Below are 16,680 nucleotides of genomic sequence, written 5' to 3' on the forward strand. Positions count from 1 at the left end.
AATGCCTCAATAATGAGGCATCGAAAACCGTGATATATAAGGTAACAGGTAGATTTTATGACAGTAAATTCGATAAAAAGCGACAAAGTGACAAAGTGACAAAGTGACAAGGCAAAGCTAAACCTTAAAGTGGGTCAACTCATAGCCTGATTGCTGATACGCTTTATACTTATCACGGCCCGCTTGAGTACTCGCCGTATCTGGTTTGATCAGCTCAAGGACTCGGGAGGGTTTGGCATTACTAGTAGCCGCCATGAAATCATTAACAGGATGTGAAGTGGTATTGAGCACAATACCGTTGAAGTCTGTCGGCATGTGATTACCAAGCAATACAGGTGTCACAGACTTACTAGCCGCCATATCGACATCAGTCTGATTATCTAAAAGACACTGATGCGGTATAAAGCTCGTGGCATCTTGCGCCCAAAGTGCCGTATCTAGGCCTGATAGCAATGCTTTATCTTCAACTAAAATAAGCAAAGACTGAGCGCTTTTGTTGAGCGCCGTCTGAGTCAACTGACAAATAAAGCCCAAGAAATCTTGGGCCTTACTCTCACTTAATACATAAAAGCTGATCTTCATAGAACGCTTATACTCTGTCTGCGCTGTTTTTTAGATATTGCATGAATAGTGGCACAGGACGACCAGTCGCTGCTTTGTCTTTACCTGAATTCCAAGCCGTACCAGCGATGTCTAAGTGCGCCCATGCTTGACCTTCTTCAACGAAGCGAGATAAGAAGCAGGCGGCAGTAACAGCACCAGCACCTTTGCCGCCAATGTTTTGCATATCAGCGATTGGGGAGTCGAGCTGAGCCTGATACTCGTCATCTAATGGCATATGCCAGACAAGATCGCCTGATAGGTTGCTTGCGTTTTCTAAGTCAAACAATACGTCTTCATCGTTACTAAATACCGCTGAGCGCACATGACCTAAAGCAACCACACAAGCACCAGTCAGGGTTGCTACATCGATAATGGCTTTTGGGTTGTAGCGCTGTACATAACATAAGGTATCCGCGAGCACTAAGCGACCTTCGGCATCCGTATTCAAGATTTCAACTGACTTACCATTCATCGCTTTTACGATATCGCCTGGACGTGTGGCATCACCTGATGGCATGTTTTCAGCGCAAGCGAGTGCGCCAACGACATTGATAGGTAGACGCGCTTCACACAAAGCTTTGATGGTACCAAGTACTGACGCTGAGCCGCCCATATCGAACTTCATCTCATCCATTGCTGCGCCCGGCTTGATTGAAATACCACCTGAATCAAAAGTGACACCTTTACCGACCAATACGATTGGGGCATCATCGCTAGCGTTGTCTGCTTTCTTAGCTGATTTTTTGGTTGGTAGCTTATCAGCCAGTGCTTTTAGACCAGATACTTTTGCATTGCTACTGGTTGACTCAGTGGTTCCTGCCTCTGTACCAAATGCTGATTTGCCGCGATACTCCATCAGTACCAGCTTGCCTTCTTTGGTAGAGCCTTGTGCAACGGCTAAGAAACAATGCATACCTAGCGCAGTCATTTCATCTTCGCCAAGTACCTTGACGGTCAACAAATCAGGATAAGTGGTTGCAAGCTCTTGAGCTTGTTCTGCCATATAAGCTGGGAAGCAAATATTACCTGGTTCATTGGCCACGTCACGAGTGAGGCTCTGACCGGCGAATACTGACTGAGCGAAGGCAAGTGCAGGCTGTAATGACTCATCAGCTACTAGGTAGACATCGGTCAATACAGGCGTCGCTTGCTCAGATTTGTATTTATCAAAACGATAGCTGGCAGCTAGTAGATTGAGCGCAAATTGACCGAAGTGATTCTCTTCTAGCGCGTCGCCCAATGCAACTGTAATAGAAGACACACGCTTTTGTGTGCTGCTATAGATGGTCTTAGCAATTTTTTGCAGTACAGTGTTATTGAACTTATCCATGTTGCCCACACCGACTAGCAGTAACTGTACAGGATTCTGTTTGGTTGTCTTTTTATCACCTGCCAACGCATAGTCAGCAACGGTCTCACAGGTAGTGCCTTTGAAATGTGACACGTCTATCAACTGCTCAATACGAGCGGTATATTCGCTCAGCACAGTTTCTGCAAGAATGTTTTTCTTATCATCGACCAATACAACCAGACAAGCGTCGTCTTTGCTTTTGGCTTCTTTTTTTAGCATTTTTTGCGTATGGGTCTTTGGTAGGTGCTGAGATAATTTGATATTCATATCGTTATCCTTATTAGAGTTATGAAAAATACAGCGTTCGTATGATTGCGTATGCCTGTTAAATTATTAGAGTATTTGGCCTATTGAGCAATCACAGTAGTGTAGCATATTGCGATGATAGTGCGCAGTTAGCAAGGCTTAGGTAATAAGTTCGTACAATTTTACTGCGCCAATTTACACGATCATTTTAAGACTTAGCCATTAACCAATTCTTCTGTTGTCATTAGGGCACTGAATCTATCTTGCAATGCTGCCATCGCCGTATCATGCATAACTTCAGCACTGATGGTTTCTTTTTTGGCACTAGGTAGGTCGCGAGTTGCACAAGCGTCATAACAGACAAAGCTATCAAAGCCCAAATCAAATGCGGCGCGAACGCTTGAGCTAACACACATATGACTCATAAAGCCTGCAAAAATAACTTGCTGCTTTGATGCAGATGAAATCATTGATTGTAGCTGAGTATCGTGAAACGCATTGGGATGTTTTTTGGCAATGACTGCTTCGCCATCCTGCGGCTGGAGCTGCTCAACAATCTCAACATTGGCTGATAAAGGGTCAAAGACATTACCGTTTTCTGGTCCGTGATGCGTAATATGAAAGACAGGGACAGCTTGTTGGCGGGCTTTATCAAGTAATCGCTGCGCGTTTCCAATCGCTTTGGTGCCAGCGTCCCCTAATGGCATCGCGCCATCGACATATTCATTCTGATAATCGATAAGCACGAGCGCGCAATTTGACCAGTCAAGTGCATCAAACGTGCCGCCAGCGAGTTCGAGTAGGGTAGAGGGGGTAGAAGTTGTGTTATTCATTAATCTTATTCTCCATTTGATGATATAAAAATAATTTTTGTTTTTACTTAGCTTTATTTAGCAATGTCACTCAGTCTAGCAATTAATATTAGCCATACGCACTCAGTGATACGAACGACAAACAAACCTTTCTAAAATAAATAAAGTAAAAATATGATGGAAGAGACGTGTTTCATTTAATCTCATCTAAGACTGGGTTACTGCTTCATTCAATATTTGCTATATTTCTCTCTTACTGTCAATAATGCGCTGTCAGCAAGGTGTAGGTAATGTTTTCAAACACATTTCACAGCCATTTTTAGGCAAAACATGCTAGCATTAGCGGTTATATTTGCCGCTTGCATTTATTTAGTGTGACTAATTAATTGTTCAGCAGTATTTACTGTAATCTGCGGGTCTGTTTGACTCTATATCTTGCCTATGCTGCATTATCGTCGCCCTCAAATCCGATGATGACTGCTCAATCAACCACGCGCCTATCAACTGTTTAAGAGTACCCATTGTGATATTACGCCGCTATATGACTCAACAAGTTGCCTCGACCACAGCTCTGGTGTTGGGGTTTTTAGTGGTAATGATGCTTGGTGGACGTTTGATACGTTATTTTGGCATTGCTGCCGAAGGGCGTTTGGACGTTAGCCTATTGTTCACGATCATTGGGTACAATCTGCCGTACTTTTTAGAATTGATATTGCCGTTAGCTTTTTTTATTGCCTTGATGTTGGTGTTCGGTCGCTTATACGTCGATCAAGAAATGGCAGTTATTAATGCTAGCGGCGTGTCTCGTGGTAGATTGGCGCGATTGATGACGCCATTGATACTAGCATTGTTTGTTGGTGAAGCGGCGTTATCTATTGTTGGTAAACCATGGGGCGTACGCTCATCTGAGGCGGTCTGGCAGCAGCAAGCACTGACCAGTGCGTTTGATTTGATTCGACCGAATGAGTTTATCAGTAGCGGTAACTATCACTTATATGTAGGCAGTCTCAGCGATGATAAGAAAAAACTGCAAGATGTGATATTGATCCAGTCTGAGCCTACGTCAAAAGGCAGTGATACTAAAGATGCTGCCGATATGAACAACACCATTGATAAAAAGACAGCAGATCAGGTCGGCATCTCTGATATGCCAAAAGACATTGTAAATAGTAGTGCACAAAATATCAGTAAGGATACGATTACGCTTGCCAAGCGTGCTGAGCAAGTAAACACGGGTAATAGCGGCGTGACACAATTGGACTTGTTCCAAGGTCGTCGTTACGAAGTGGGCGCAGGCAGCTTAAAATACAATCAAGTGGCTTTTGATCGTTATCGCATCACACTCACCGAATCCTCACAAGACATTATCACCGAGGACAATATAGAAACCCAAGCGATTGGACCTCTATGGCGCGCTGCAACGGGTGACGCACGGACCAGTACTAATAACGCGCTGCGTGCTGCCCAAGGTGAGCTGGGTTATCGTCTCGCATTACCATGGCTGATGATTATCGCACCGATGCTAGCAGTACCGCTTGCACAGGTACGTCCACGCCAAGGACGTTGGTTGCGTCTGTTTCCCTCTATCTTGTTATTTGTCAGCTGTGCGTTGGGTATTATCTCGCTCAAAAATGCGGTGAGTAAAGGCAGCGTCAGCGTGTGGGCATATGCATGGTTAGTGCTAGGATTTATGGCATTGGCGCTCTATTTGAATTGGGGTAGCCGTGTGCAGCATCGCCTGCGTTTTCGCAAACAAGAAAATAGACTGGCTGCAGCCACTGCACATAGTGATATCGATAATAACAACAACCGCTCATCAGGAGGGCAGTCTTAATGCGCTCTTTATTTGCTAAGTCTGTAAGCACTGACCAACTGGCCAAAAAACCAGGTAGCCTAAAAGTGCTGGGTCGCTACGTCAAACTTAATGCCTTGCTTGCTATTATCGCTGCTGTTATGGGTCTGTGGGCATTGCAGCTGGTATTTTCTTATTTGTCAGAGCTTGATTCTTTGGACGATAGCTATACGATGGGTGAGGCGCTCAAATATATCTTTTATCGTTCGCCGTACTTTTTAGAGCAGTTTATCCCCACGGGTGCTTTATTGGGCGCTGTTATCGGACTGGGTTTACTCGCTAATAAAAGCGAGCTGGTCGTCATGCGTGCAGCTGGAGTTAGCATCTATCGTATCGTTGGCTGGGTCTTACAGCCCGCTTTGATTTTTGTGCTACTGGCACTGGCGATCAATCAGTTCGTGCTACCGCATTCCAATCAATTGGCAAAGCAAATCAACGATGAGGACAATATTTCATTAGTCACTTCGGTGCGCGGCTATTGGACGATACAGCCACGATTTGATAGCGCAGAGGATGGTAGTGCCATACCTGATGGTAGCGATATTTTGTACATCGATTACGCGGATGTCGAAGGTAATATTGGCGAGGTCAAACGTTGGCATTTAGACAATAATGGCAATCTGCAAACGGCAGTTCATGCTGAAGGTGGCAACTATACAGGGCGTGAGCCGATTGATCTTAGCAGTGACAAGCCAAGCGAGCAGTATCGCTACGAGTGGCAACTGAATGATATGGTCAAGCTCAGCATCAATCAGGGTTTTGAGAGTAGTCAAGCAGTCTCGGCCTCAGATACCCTCAGTTTACCTTTTGCCCCAGAGTCGGTGTACTTGCTAACGCGCAAAGCAGAAGACTTGTCATTGACGCAGCTGTACGAGCATCGCACGTTTATGCGTCAACAGGGCAATCGCTCCTTAGAGCATGAAGTGGCGTTCTGGCAAAAACTATTGTCACCCTTGTCGATATTGTCATTGGTCATCGTTGCTTGCTCGTTTGTCTTTGGCTCGCTACGGACACACAGCTTAGGCTTGCGTATCGTCGTAGCCTTGCTGTTTGGATTGCTATTCAGCTATATACAAGACTTGGTTGGGTTTGTATCGCTTGCCACAGGATTCTCGCCCATGCTTATGGTGCTGTTACCGATTATCGGCAGTGCAGCGCTCGGTGGTTATTTGATAAAACGTCAAATGTAGCAGACAACCTATACCCTTGAATAAACCAATAAAAAGCACGTTACATCAGATGTAGCGTGCTTTTTTTATGACGATCTTTTGTGACTCAATGCTAAATATTATTCTTTGATCGCCATGGTAATCGTATAGGTTTTACCTTGTTTGATTTTATCGCTATTGCCAAACACTTCGGTAAACGAGCGCTTCACAAATTGACGTAGGCCATTGATGGTCACCACATAAAAACGTCCACCTTTACGCATGCGCGCATAAGCATCGAGGAAATACAGATAATGCTGTTCTTTACCTACTTTGGCGGGCAAGTTTGACATCACAAGGCTAAAGTCTTTGTCGGCTGCCACATGGTTGAAGCCATTTGATAAATGCACATCGACGTTTTTTAGACCGTTTTTCTCACAGTTAAGGCGCGCATACTCTACCGCCATAAAGTCTTTATCAATGAGCGTATGCTGACCATTCGGACACTCGCGTGCTGCCGTCATACCCAGCACACCATAGCCACAGCCCAAATCGATCGAATCATCATCGTCTTGAAAATCTACATAATCAAGCAGCATCAGGCTACCATCATCGAGCTTTTGCGGTGAAAAAATGCCCCACGTGGTCGCAAAATCAAACGGCTTGCCTAGCACGTCTTGGCGAAAATTAATGTCTTCGCGCCAGTGTTCAGCGTTTTTGAGTAGGTCAGCAGGTGGTCTATGGCTCATGGGATTCTCAATTGATAAGTATGGTGAGTATTGTAGCGACAACCGAATAAAATTTCAGCTTACTTTTTGGTTTGCTTCTCTGTTTTAAATGGACTAGAGAACTGCAATATCAAAAAACTAACAACAGATAAAATAATAGCGATCTCGTAGCGGCTGTAAGCGACTGAGATGCCAATAGCACCCGTATTCCATAAACTTGCTGCTGTCGCTGTACCCTGCCGCCACTTTTAAAAATAGCGCCACCACCGATAAAGCCCATACCAGTGATAATACCGTACATAATACGTGCTTCGGCATCACCATCTGAATAAATATCTCGACCCACCAACATAAAAGCACAGGAGGCAATCGTCACTAGCGGAAAGGTTCTGAGCCCAGCACCACTGTCTTTCATCTCCCGATTGAGAGCAATGGGCAACGACAATATAAAAGCAATGCACAACTGAAAAAAATGATAACCCATTAACTGTAAGTCGATATCAAACCCAAACACAGCGTACCCCGCTATTCACAAGCCAGTAGACAATAATTCATGATACAGGGTTATGGCTCATTTAAAAAACAGCGATGTTTTTTTACTGGTTTCTGCACTATCGTCATCGCTTCAGGGTATAGGTTTGTGTCATCAAGACTTTTTAATACTACTGTACCAGCCGCTTCTTCAATAAGTGATCAAACACAAACGGTCCAAAGGGTAGAAACGAGCCAAGCACACCAGCGGGTAGCGCCCATAGGGGCAGTTTTATTCTACCCGCTGTGATGATTAGCACCATGATATAGGCAACGAATAACACCCCATGCACTGGGCCGACATAGCTTACCGCTTCAGGCATGCCCAACATATATTTGAGGGGCATGGCGATACCAAGTAACAGCAAAAAAGACGTGCCTTCCAAATAACCCATAATAGTAAGATTTCGAAGAGCAGCATTTTGCTTTTTGGTTAGGGTAGATAAGGTAGACGGCTGAGCTTGCGACACTATGTATTCCTCTGACGATCATGAATCAATGTTGAATGATAATTTTGCTCACCACGCTACCCAAAAGTTACCCACGCGGATGATGCGTAGCATGTAACTGCTGCAATCTTGCGGTCGCCACATGGGTATAGATTTGCGTGGTGGATAAATCACTATGCCCAAGCAATAACTGCACGCTACGCAGATCAGCACCATGATTGAGTAGATGGGTAGCAAAGGCGTGACGCAGGGTATGCGGTGATAGTTCTTTATCGATACTGGCAACTTTGGCATACTTTTTAAGTAGATACCAAAAGTTCTGACGCGTCATATAACCACCTTGCGCAGTCAAAAACACTGCTTGGCAATTACCAGATTTCAAATGCGCAATCAAATCCCCGCGTCCATGAGACAGATAGTCTTCTAGCGCGTCACTGGCATATTCACCGAGTGGCACCAGCCTCGTTTTATTTCCTTTACCTGTGATTTGTAGCCAGCCAGCATTTAGGTTCACTTGTTCTAGTGCTAGGTTTATCAGCTCACTGACGCGCAGACCGCAGGCGTAGAGTACTTCTAGCATGGCTTTGTCGCGCAGTCCGAGAGCAGTGCTGGTATCAGGCGCGGCTAAGAGGTTATCAATATCAGCCTCGCTCAAGTCTTTTGGCAGTGGGCGACCAAGCTTTGGACTTTTGATACGTTCACAAGGATTGTCTTCACGTAGGTTGCTCGCGATCATCCACAGATAGAATTGACGTAGGCTTGAGAGCATACGCGCTTGGGTACGCGGGGTTTTGCCATCTTGAGTGAGTAGTGACAGACAGTGCAGCACATCATCAGGCTGCCAGCGAGTCAGGGCAATAGGATTGGTTAATTCACAAGCACGTAAATCGCGCACATACGCATTACGAGTACGCGTTGCCAGGCCACGTGCCAGCATAGCTTGACGAAATTCCGTCATATAAGCTGGCTCATCATCGACTGCCAGTGCTTTGGGTTGCCTTTGCTGTACGGCGCGCTCACGGCTCATAAGACAATCTCAGATAAGGGGTAGGTTAGCAGTGACAGGTAATTATTAGGAAAAAACCAGACCTATTACGCCTCTTTTTTCTTAACCACATAACGATACAGCGTCACGCTTGCAGGTGTAGTATCGTCACTATCGATGGTAATTTCGTCAGGGTCAGTGTCTAAGCTTACGTTTTCAGCCAGCGTTTCTTGACCAATTAGCTCATGACCCAAATGACGACAGAAATTTGGAATATCGCGAGTGGTAGCAGGGTCGGTTGCCAGTATTTCGATCATATCCCCACTGTCTGCTCTGCGGATGACTCGGTGTAGCATCATCACAGGCTCAGGGCAGATCAGCCCCTGCGTGTCTAGATGATGGTTGATCGGGGTATCTGGTATAGAAGTGGTCATAGTCATTATCGTAAAGCTAAATAGGTGGGTTGAATAACAGTTGGTTTGCGTGATTTATTGATGCGTGCTGTCTGAATCGTCTACCATATCTGTCTCTGGCGTTTCGTCGTTATCAGGTAAGTCAGCCACTTCTAAAAAGTTGAAAAAGCGCTTAAAACTTACTTTAAATAAAAAAGCCACACCGAGCCAACAGGACAATCCCAACCAGACAGTATCTGCAAATATTAACCCACCAACGAGTATGATAGTCGAGACACCAATGCTCATCGCGATCATCGAGGGCTGGTTCAAACGGTAGCGATACACCACCAGCGCATCATAAATAGTAATAGGAATGGTGAGAGCAACTAGAGCATAGGGTAGGTTATAAAACAATCGATAAAGAAGCTGGTTGTCATGGAACATCTTGATGCTAGCGATGGTGCCAAAGACCACAAATGCGAGAATAGCCGCATAAATAAGATAAATCGCTACTTGGTTTGCACGCTGCGCACCTCTAATACGGGCAATAGCAAGTGGTGCAAAACCATGTTGCGACTTAGTATGCAAATCTTGGTCTGAAGCGGTGGTCATAGTAATCAGTCATTTATCTGTGGAAAGAGACGATATAGCGAAGTCGCCTCATAAGGCAACTATGTATTTTAGGTATTTTTTTAACTAGTCGGCTTTGATCGCGTCAATAGCCATACTGCTGCTTGGATCCGAAAAGTAAGTCGACATCAGGATACAGGCAGAGATATCATCAATCGGGTCGCGCTCGTTTTTTATCCAACCATTATCCCATGCGATTTCTCTTGCTTCGATTGAGGTTAGGCGCTCATCACATAGTGACACGGTTACGGGCAGATGTTGCTCCATAACCCTATGTGCTAGACGTCGCGCGAATTTATGTGCCCGCTTTGAGAGCATAGAGCTGCTGCCATCCATATTAAGTGGTAGACCGACGATAACTTGTGCCACGCCCCAGACCTTGATAATACCGATTAGATTGTCCCAGTCAGGCTGACCATTGTTCATCGCCAAAATGTCAAATGCACGGGCGGTCTGAGTCATGGTATTACCAAGCGCCATACCCATTTTTTTGACACCATAATCTAGTGCCAAAATAAGATGCGGCTTTACCGTTGGTTCAGCACTCTCAGTAATGCCGGTCTCAGCAGTACTGTCATTGTTACTATCAATGGTACTAAGGTCGCTGGTATTCAGGTCATTATGACTGACACCAGGGGCATTGAGACTATCAATGGCACTATTTATAGCGTCTTTGCTAGTGGCTGTAAAAGGGCTATCTACCATAGTCACGACTATCCTTTGGTTCTCTATCTGTATTTATAAGACGCAATGCATAAAACATATGATATCAAGCGTGACCAATGTCACTGCTGAGATAATCAAAATTGACACCGATTTTGTCCGCAGCGATTTGCCAACGTTCTTCAAATGGCGTATCAAACAGTAAATTAAGGTCGGCAGGGCACACCAGCCAATCACCATTACTCAGTTCTTGGTCTAACTGTTTTTTGCCCCAACTGGCATGACCCAGACACAGCTGATAATGACCGACACCTTGTCCTGCAGCGATACGCTTTAGGATATCTTGACTGGTTGTGATACAGACGTTTTCCGAAATCGCAAAAGAGGACGCCCACTCTGGTTGACCAGTATGCAGCACAAAACCAACCTCAGGATACATGGGACCACCTTCTAGTGCCACATCTTCCATGACTTGTGGATTGGTCACTTCGATATCTAAATCTTCTAATAACTTACCGACTCGAGATTGCTCAAGTGGACGATTAACCATCAGACCTAGCGCACCATGCTTGTCATGACGGCAGATGTAGATGAGCGCCTGCTCAAACCTGGGGTCTGACAGCTCCGGTGCTGCAATCAAGAAGTGATGGGTCAAATTGGTTTTAGACATAGAAACAAACGCAACCGAATAAAAAGGGTGAGAGACCACTATATGGTGATAACGGATAGAAAAGCAAGATTCACGCCACATGCTACTGACGGTTATAATTGTCTAGTAAACACTGTTATCTAGTAAACACTGTTTTGCTGACAAACAATAAAAGATTTGGCGATAGTGGGCGTGCTATTTGATAGTAGGCTATTTGACATCAGACAATAAGCTGCGAGCATGATCACGAGTGACCTCTGTAATAGTCACCCCGCCAGACATACGTGCCAGCTCATCTACTTGTGCACTATTAGTCAATATGAGTAGCTCGCTTTCAGTTTGCTCTTGATGATGCTTTTGTACCAATATATGCTGATGCGCCTGCGCTGCGACTTGGGCTTGGTGAGTAATGGCAAGCAATTGCTGCGTTTGCCCTAGTGTGCGTAGCAGCTCACCAACGACTTGTGCCGTACCGCCACTGATACCGACATCGACTTCATCAAATACGAGCATGGGCTTGGCAGCATTATTATCAGCATTGGTCGCTTGTAGTACTTGCATGACCAGCGCCATGCGCGATAGCTCACCACCTGAGGCGATTTTGTGTAGTGGCTGCATCGGCATACCGACATTGGCACTGAACAGTAAGTCGACATCGAAGCACCCCTGCGCGTTATAGTGACTCGGCTCTGCCTTTTCGGTAAATACAAACTCGCAGCGAGCATTGGGTAGTGCAAGCGGCTGTAACTGCTCAATAAGCTGTTTACTGATTGAGGGCGCCGCTTTTGTACGCGCTTTATTTAGCTGAGCTGCCAATGCTAAATAGTCTTGCCAAGCTTGCTCGATTTGCGCGGCCATCACATCACTGCTCGGCTCATTTTCTAATTGCTCTAATTGCTCTTGCCATCCTTTTGCTTCATCGATCAAATCACTCGCTGGCAAGTTGTGCTTGCGAGATAGGCGATGACCCAAACTGATGAGATTGTCTAATGATTGCAAACGCTCAGGGTCAGGCAGTTGCTGCTCAGCATAGTCCGACAGTAGGGTCGTGGCTTCAGTGATTTGTTGCTGTGCCAAATGCAGCTGTTCAGAGGCTTGCTCAAATGTTTGGCTGACACTTACTTGATGATCACAGAGTTTTATAGCCTGACCAAGCAACGTCATAACGTCTGGTTCGTCGGTATCATTATCGAGCAGATGCAAGCCATGACTGGCTTCTTGCATGAGCGCTTCGATATTGGATAACTCTTCATGCTCAGATTCAACGTCTGTATAATCGACAGCCAATAAAGGGGTGACATCCGCCAGTTGGCTTTGTAATAATTGAATACGGTCTTGACGCTGTGCTTCACGGCTAGCGAGGTCATCAGCGCGGCGCTTTAGCTGCTGATACTCCTGATAGCTACTGGCAGTTTGTTCAGCTAGTGGCGTGATTTGTGCCATCTCATCTAACCATTGCACCACAAACTGTGGTTTCAGCAAGGCTTGCTGAGCATGTTGACTGTGTATATTGACCAGTAACGTACCCAAGCTTTTTAGCTCAGCCAAGCTGACGGGCGAACCATTTAACCACGCTTTTGAGCGTCCTGTATCACTGAGCTGGCGACGAATAAGCACTTCAGGCTCTTCTAGCGCTCGATCATTTTTGGTAAACCACTCAGTGATAACAGGGTTATTCGCTATATCGAACTGAGCATAGACATCTGCATGTGCTGCGCCGTGTCTGACCATCGCACTGTCTGCACGCGCGCCGACACATAAAGACAGTGCATCGAGTAATAACGACTTGCCAGCCCCTGTCTCACCAGTGATGACATTGAAACCTTCAGCCACACTCAGCTCATGCTTAGCGATCAATGCAAACTGATGTAAAGTTAATGATACTAGCATCAACGCCTCTCGTGACAGACAATGGACTTCATATAAAACTCAAGGAGCCATCTATGAAATGGGATGAATAATGAGATGATTTTATCTATTTAACCGTATTAAGTAGATAGATATTGTAGGCAAATAGTATGGTGCTAAATAGGCTTAAATACAAACTTTAAGACGATGTATAATAGACTTTCTTCTAGGAAGAGTATCATATAACTATCGAAAATAGACCGCAAGTCATTACTATAATGTCTACAATATCAACTATTAGGATAGTTTGATGTCTCAAAACCAAGTAGGTATATAAACAGCCAATATATAAAATAACTCAGGCAGTGCTCATGACAGCCTATCCCTTATACTGATTAAATAGTCATACGAAAAAACACTAATTAAGTCGATGGATAATCAGTACTAAGCAGTATTTTCCCAGTCGCTTTAACAAACTTTATGGATATAATGTGGTAGCATAATCTCACACAATGATAAAATGTAATACATGACAACAAGTCATGATTTTGTAAAATTATAGGCGTATAGTGGGAAGCACAATGTCCCGATCAGTTGTTGTTCCAAAGCGTTTTCATAGAAGCTGCGATTACTTGTAGTGCGCAGACATCTAGTATAAAAGGATACAGTACGTCGAGCAGAAGTGTCTGGTCATGACGCTATGCTGGGACGACTGTAACCCGTTACTTATTTTTTAGTTTTACCATAATTATTTGATAAGGAAGCCACGATGACAGCGGCGCAATTTACTAACGTAACAGTCAATGCACAAGCGACAATATCTTATGACGGTCGATGCTCGAGCCATACCATCATGTTTGAAGATGGTCGCCATAAGACATTGGGTGTTATCCTACCCTGTGATAATCTGGTAGAGCACTATCACTTTAGCACCAATACCTCCGAGCGTATCGAAATTACCAGTGGCGAATGTGAAGTGAAAATCAACGGCGATGAGGAATTTAGCTACTACCGTGCAGGTCAATCATTTGTCGTCGAAGGCAACAGTGGTTTCAATCTTCGTACCGAAGAGATCGTTCAGTATGTCTGCCACCTAGAGGGCTGATCATATTAGAAGGCTGATAGTGTTAGCAGTACGATAAAAATACCGTTACGCTAATATCATTAATGATTGGCTAATAATGTCAACAACCAAAAAATAAACAATATCAGATTGGTATTGTTTATTTCTGTTTTTAAGTCTTGTTCAATTGGCAATGAATAGTCATAGCTACATCTATTATCAGTGCTAACGACATCCTTTTTTACTCCATCGCTTATCGCGATACCCACCTAATATTTAATAGGCCTACTATGGCAAAACCCATTTATTTTTATGGCATCCATGCAATTGATGCGCTACTTGAACATCGTCCTCTTGATGGTCTTAGCTTATTTGTGCAGCAAGGGCGCGAGACTGACAGTCATGTACAAGCCATCATAGCCCAAGCTGAGGCTAATGGTATTAGTATTCAGCCAACCCAAAAAGACAAGCTAACGCAGTTATGCGGTAGTCCGCAGCATCAGGGCGTGGTCCTCAATGCTCGTCCACTAGGTTTCGCCGATGAGGGCTTACTCGATACCATTATTGGTCGTGAGCAGTGCTTGTTATTGGTACTGGACCAAATCACAGACGCGCATAACTTTGGTGCATGCTTGCGTACGGCAGTTGCCATGGGTGTAGATGCGGTCGTTTGTCCCAAGCACCATGCAGCAAGCCTAACGCCCACAGTAGCCAAAGTATCGGTTGGTGCAGCAGAGATGATGCCGATTATCAGTGTCACCAATTTGGCACGCACGTTGTCACAAATTAAAAGTGCTGGTGTATTTGTATTTGGTACGGCGCTTAATGCCGATGCCAAACCAATACATGCTGCTGATCTGACTGGGAAAACTGCTATTATTATGGGTTCAGAAGGAGAGGGAATGCGTCGCCTAACAATGGAAAGCTGTGATGAGCTTGTATATATCCCAATGTCAGGAAACGAGCATGGCAATTTACAGAGTCTAAATGTGAGTGTTGCAACTGGTATGGCATTGTATGAAGTTAATCGACAGCGAACTTTAGCTGCTGGGCAAGCATAAGATACTCTTGATGTAAGGGTTCTAGCTGTAGGTATAAGGATGCCAGATCACTTTCATTGAGTATGACGTTGTCCGCATGACGATTACGCTCTTCACGACTGAGCTGATTGGTCATAATGGCTTTGATTTTTTGTATACTTTGATCATCACGCTGACTGGCACGTGCAAGCTGCGTGTCCTCAGTGGCGTCCATGACTAGAATACGTTGACATAAATTAGCAAGTCCTGCTTCCGCAGCCTCAATCAGTAGCGGTGCGGACAATATCACATAGGGGGAGGTGCTAGCCTCTAGCTGTGCTTTTGCCGTCTCACGTATCGCTGGGTGAGTGATAGCTTCAAGCTCAATAAGGGCTTCGGGGTTTGTAAACACATGAGTGCGCACAGCAGCTCTATTCATTGACCCATCACCGTTCAACACCCAATCACCAAACTTTTTCTGGATTTTGCGTAACGTGTCGCTGCCTTTGGCAACAGTTTCATGTGCAATCACATCTGCATCGATGATATCGATACCTTGTTCAGCAAACCAAGCGCTAGCAGCGGATTTACCACTACCAATACCACCTGTCAAACCGATTACAAGTGTTTTATTGCTCGTTTGGGGACTTTGTGATTGGTGCGAATAAGGGTGAGGCGTGTTTTTTAACATAGTAGTAGCTTGTCTAGTATATATAATAAGGAATGCAGCGATAAACCAACCATTAGATTTCAAAAAATCTTGTTTATTCGTTTATGGTGTCTGCTGAAAAGTTATGAGAATCATTTAGTAAGTATACATGCCAAGATACCAACTGACGATATCTGAACCATACAACAACGCCACGATACCTGCGATAGCAATGTAAGGACCAAAGGCAAAAGGCTTGCTCTCACCTTGTTTTTTCATCAAGATTAACCCGACAATCGACCCAAGTAGAGATGATAATAGAATGATTAAGGGTAACATCATGGGCCCAAGCCAAGCGCCCAGTACTGCCAATAATTTAAAATCGCCTTGTCCCATTCCATGTTTTTTGGTGATCAAGTAAAACACCTTCACGACGATCCATAGCGATAAAAACCCGAGCAGTAATCCCCAAATCGACTGTGTTGGTGACACAAACCAACTTTGTGAATTCACCGCCAGTCCTAAACCTGCCAATGGAAACGTCAAACGGTCAGGTAGTAGCTGCGTATCAAAATCAATCCCTGTCAAAGCCACTAATGTCCATACCAAAACCAGAGCAGACAGCCCCGTAGCATTTACACCGAATTTATAGATCACTAACACTGATAGTAGGGCAGTTATCAGCTCGACTAAAGGATAACGTATGCCGATCGAGGCTTTACAATTAGAGCAACGTCCGCGCAGCACTAGCCAACTTATTAACGGTATATTTTCATACCACCTGATTTTATGGGCACAGTGAGGGCAACGTGACGCTGGACGACTCAAAGTGATTGGCTGGTCTTTCGCTACAATGTTTGCTATCGGTAGCGTGTGCTCGCGCGGCATGTCTGCTTGTTCAGTCATGAATTGACTGCATTCTTGTCGCCATCCATGCAGCATCATGAGCGGAGTACGATGAATAACCACATTCAAAAAACTACCAATACAAAGACCCAATAGACCGAATATAACCAAAGCTAAGGCAGTATGTTCTTGTAGTAACTGTATAAATTGCAT

At 44.7% G+C, this 16,680-nt stretch carries 17 protein-coding genes and 1 pseudogene; 4 read left to right on the top strand and 14 right to left on the bottom strand.

Annotation, left to right across the window (positions count from 1 at the left end; all coding sequences use genetic code 11):
• Nucleotides 1-117 precede the first annotated feature (117 nt).
• The 3 genes from ACTXGL_RS03780 to ACTXGL_RS03790 form a co-directional block, all read right to left on the bottom strand.
• Entirely contained in the window at nucleotides 118-582 is a 465-nt protein-coding gene (locus ACTXGL_RS03780; protein ID WP_443524987.1) for a DNA polymerase III subunit chi, read from the bottom strand.
• A gap of 7 nt (nucleotides 583-589) precedes the next feature.
• Nucleotides 590-2,221 carry a leucyl aminopeptidase gene (locus ACTXGL_RS03785; protein ID WP_443524989.1) on the bottom strand — a complete coding sequence of 544 codons (1,632 nt, stop codon included), beginning with the start codon at nucleotides 2,219-2,221 and terminating at the stop codon, nucleotides 590-592.
• 194 nt (nucleotides 2,222-2,415) lie between these two features.
• Nucleotides 2,416-3,033, bottom strand: coding sequence for a cysteine hydrolase family protein (locus tag ACTXGL_RS03790; RefSeq protein WP_443524990.1), 618 nt, complete (start codon nucleotides 3,031-3,033; stop codon nucleotides 2,416-2,418).
• A 520-nt stretch (nucleotides 3,034-3,553) separates the two neighbouring features.
• Between ACTXGL_RS03790 and ACTXGL_RS03795 the strand changes: the two genes are divergently transcribed.
• A complete protein-coding gene (locus ACTXGL_RS03795) occupies nucleotides 3,554-4,846 on the top strand; it encodes an LPS export ABC transporter permease LptF (RefSeq protein ID WP_443524991.1) in 1,293 nt (430 codons plus the stop codon).
• A complete protein-coding gene (gene lptG, locus ACTXGL_RS03800) occupies nucleotides 4,846-6,054 on the top strand; it encodes an LPS export ABC transporter permease LptG (protein WP_443524993.1) in 1,209 nt (402 codons plus the stop codon). Before ACTXGL_RS03795 ends, lptG begins: the two co-directional genes overlap by 1 nt.
• Before the next feature lie 98 nt (nucleotides 6,055-6,152).
• Here lptG and ACTXGL_RS03805 read toward each other — a convergent pair whose 3' ends face one another.
• The 9 genes and pseudogenes from ACTXGL_RS03805 to recN all read right to left on the bottom strand — a co-directional run bounded on the left by ACTXGL_RS03805 (nucleotide 6,153) and on the right by recN (nucleotide 12,932).
• Complete coding sequence (locus ACTXGL_RS03805; RefSeq protein ID WP_443524994.1) at nucleotides 6,153-6,761, bottom strand: class I SAM-dependent methyltransferase; 609 nt, start codon at nucleotides 6,759-6,761, stop codon at nucleotides 6,153-6,155.
• A 59-nt stretch (nucleotides 6,762-6,820) separates the two neighbouring features.
• Nucleotides 6,821-7,224, bottom strand: a pseudogene (locus tag ACTXGL_RS03810) (MgtC/SapB family protein).
• A gap of 178 nt (nucleotides 7,225-7,402) precedes the next feature.
• Nucleotides 7,403-7,741: a DUF3817 domain-containing protein gene (locus tag ACTXGL_RS03815; protein ID WP_443524995.1), complete on the bottom strand. Its 339-nt coding sequence runs from the start codon at nucleotides 7,739-7,741 to the stop codon at nucleotides 7,403-7,405.
• A gap of 67 nt (nucleotides 7,742-7,808) precedes the next feature.
• On the bottom strand, nucleotides 7,809-8,747 hold the full coding sequence (gene xerD / locus ACTXGL_RS03820) for a site-specific tyrosine recombinase XerD (protein WP_443524997.1): 939 nt from the start codon (nucleotides 8,745-8,747) through the stop codon (nucleotides 7,809-7,811).
• Between the two features lie 65 nt (nucleotides 8,748-8,812).
• Entirely contained in the window at nucleotides 8,813-9,139 is a 327-nt protein-coding gene (gene tusA / locus ACTXGL_RS03825; RefSeq protein ID WP_443524998.1) for a sulfurtransferase TusA, read from the bottom strand.
• Between the two features lie 54 nt (nucleotides 9,140-9,193).
• On the bottom strand, nucleotides 9,194-9,712 hold the full coding sequence (locus ACTXGL_RS03830; RefSeq protein ID WP_443524999.1) for a hypothetical protein: 519 nt from the start codon (nucleotides 9,710-9,712) through the stop codon (nucleotides 9,194-9,196).
• A gap of 84 nt (nucleotides 9,713-9,796) precedes the next feature.
• A complete protein-coding gene (gene ruvX / locus ACTXGL_RS03835) occupies nucleotides 9,797-10,285 on the bottom strand; it encodes a Holliday junction resolvase RuvX (RefSeq protein ID WP_443525533.1) in 489 nt (162 codons plus the stop codon).
• A gap of 214 nt (nucleotides 10,286-10,499) precedes the next feature.
• Nucleotides 10,500-11,063 carry a YqgE/AlgH family protein gene (locus ACTXGL_RS03840; protein WP_101204671.1) on the bottom strand — a complete coding sequence of 188 codons (564 nt, stop codon included), beginning with the start codon at nucleotides 11,061-11,063 and terminating at the stop codon, nucleotides 10,500-10,502.
• A 189-nt stretch (nucleotides 11,064-11,252) separates the two neighbouring features.
• A complete protein-coding gene (recN, locus tag ACTXGL_RS03845; RefSeq protein WP_443525001.1) occupies nucleotides 11,253-12,932 on the bottom strand; it encodes a DNA repair protein RecN in 1,680 nt (559 codons plus the stop codon).
• Nucleotides 12,933-13,659: 727 nt separating this feature from the next.
• Between recN and ppnP the strand changes: the two genes are divergently transcribed.
• Together ppnP and rlmB are read left to right on the top strand one after the other, a co-directional pair.
• A complete protein-coding gene (ppnP, locus tag ACTXGL_RS03850; protein ID WP_319050756.1) occupies nucleotides 13,660-13,995 on the top strand; it encodes a pyrimidine/purine nucleoside phosphorylase in 336 nt (111 codons plus the stop codon).
• Nucleotides 13,996-14,243: 248 nt separating this feature from the next.
• The gene (gene rlmB, locus ACTXGL_RS03855) at nucleotides 14,244-15,014 is read left to right on the top strand and encodes a 23S rRNA (guanosine(2251)-2'-O)-methyltransferase RlmB (protein ID WP_319050755.1); all 771 of its coding nucleotides are present in this window, start codon (nucleotides 14,244-14,246) and stop codon (nucleotides 15,012-15,014) included.
• Here rlmB and coaE read toward each other — a convergent pair.
• Both coaE and ACTXGL_RS03865 read right to left on the bottom strand, forming a co-directional pair.
• Entirely contained in the window at nucleotides 14,977-15,663 is a 687-nt protein-coding gene (gene coaE / locus ACTXGL_RS03860; protein ID WP_443525002.1) for a dephospho-CoA kinase, read from the bottom strand. The genes rlmB and coaE overlap by 38 nt on opposite strands.
• Before the next feature lie 114 nt (nucleotides 15,664-15,777).
• Entirely contained in the window at nucleotides 15,778-16,680 is a 903-nt protein-coding gene (locus ACTXGL_RS03865; protein WP_443525003.1) for a prepilin peptidase, read from the bottom strand.

This window comes from Psychrobacter sp. T6-6 (assembly GCF_052258185.1).
Taxonomy (GTDB): domain Bacteria; phylum Pseudomonadota; class Gammaproteobacteria; order Pseudomonadales; family Moraxellaceae; genus Psychrobacter.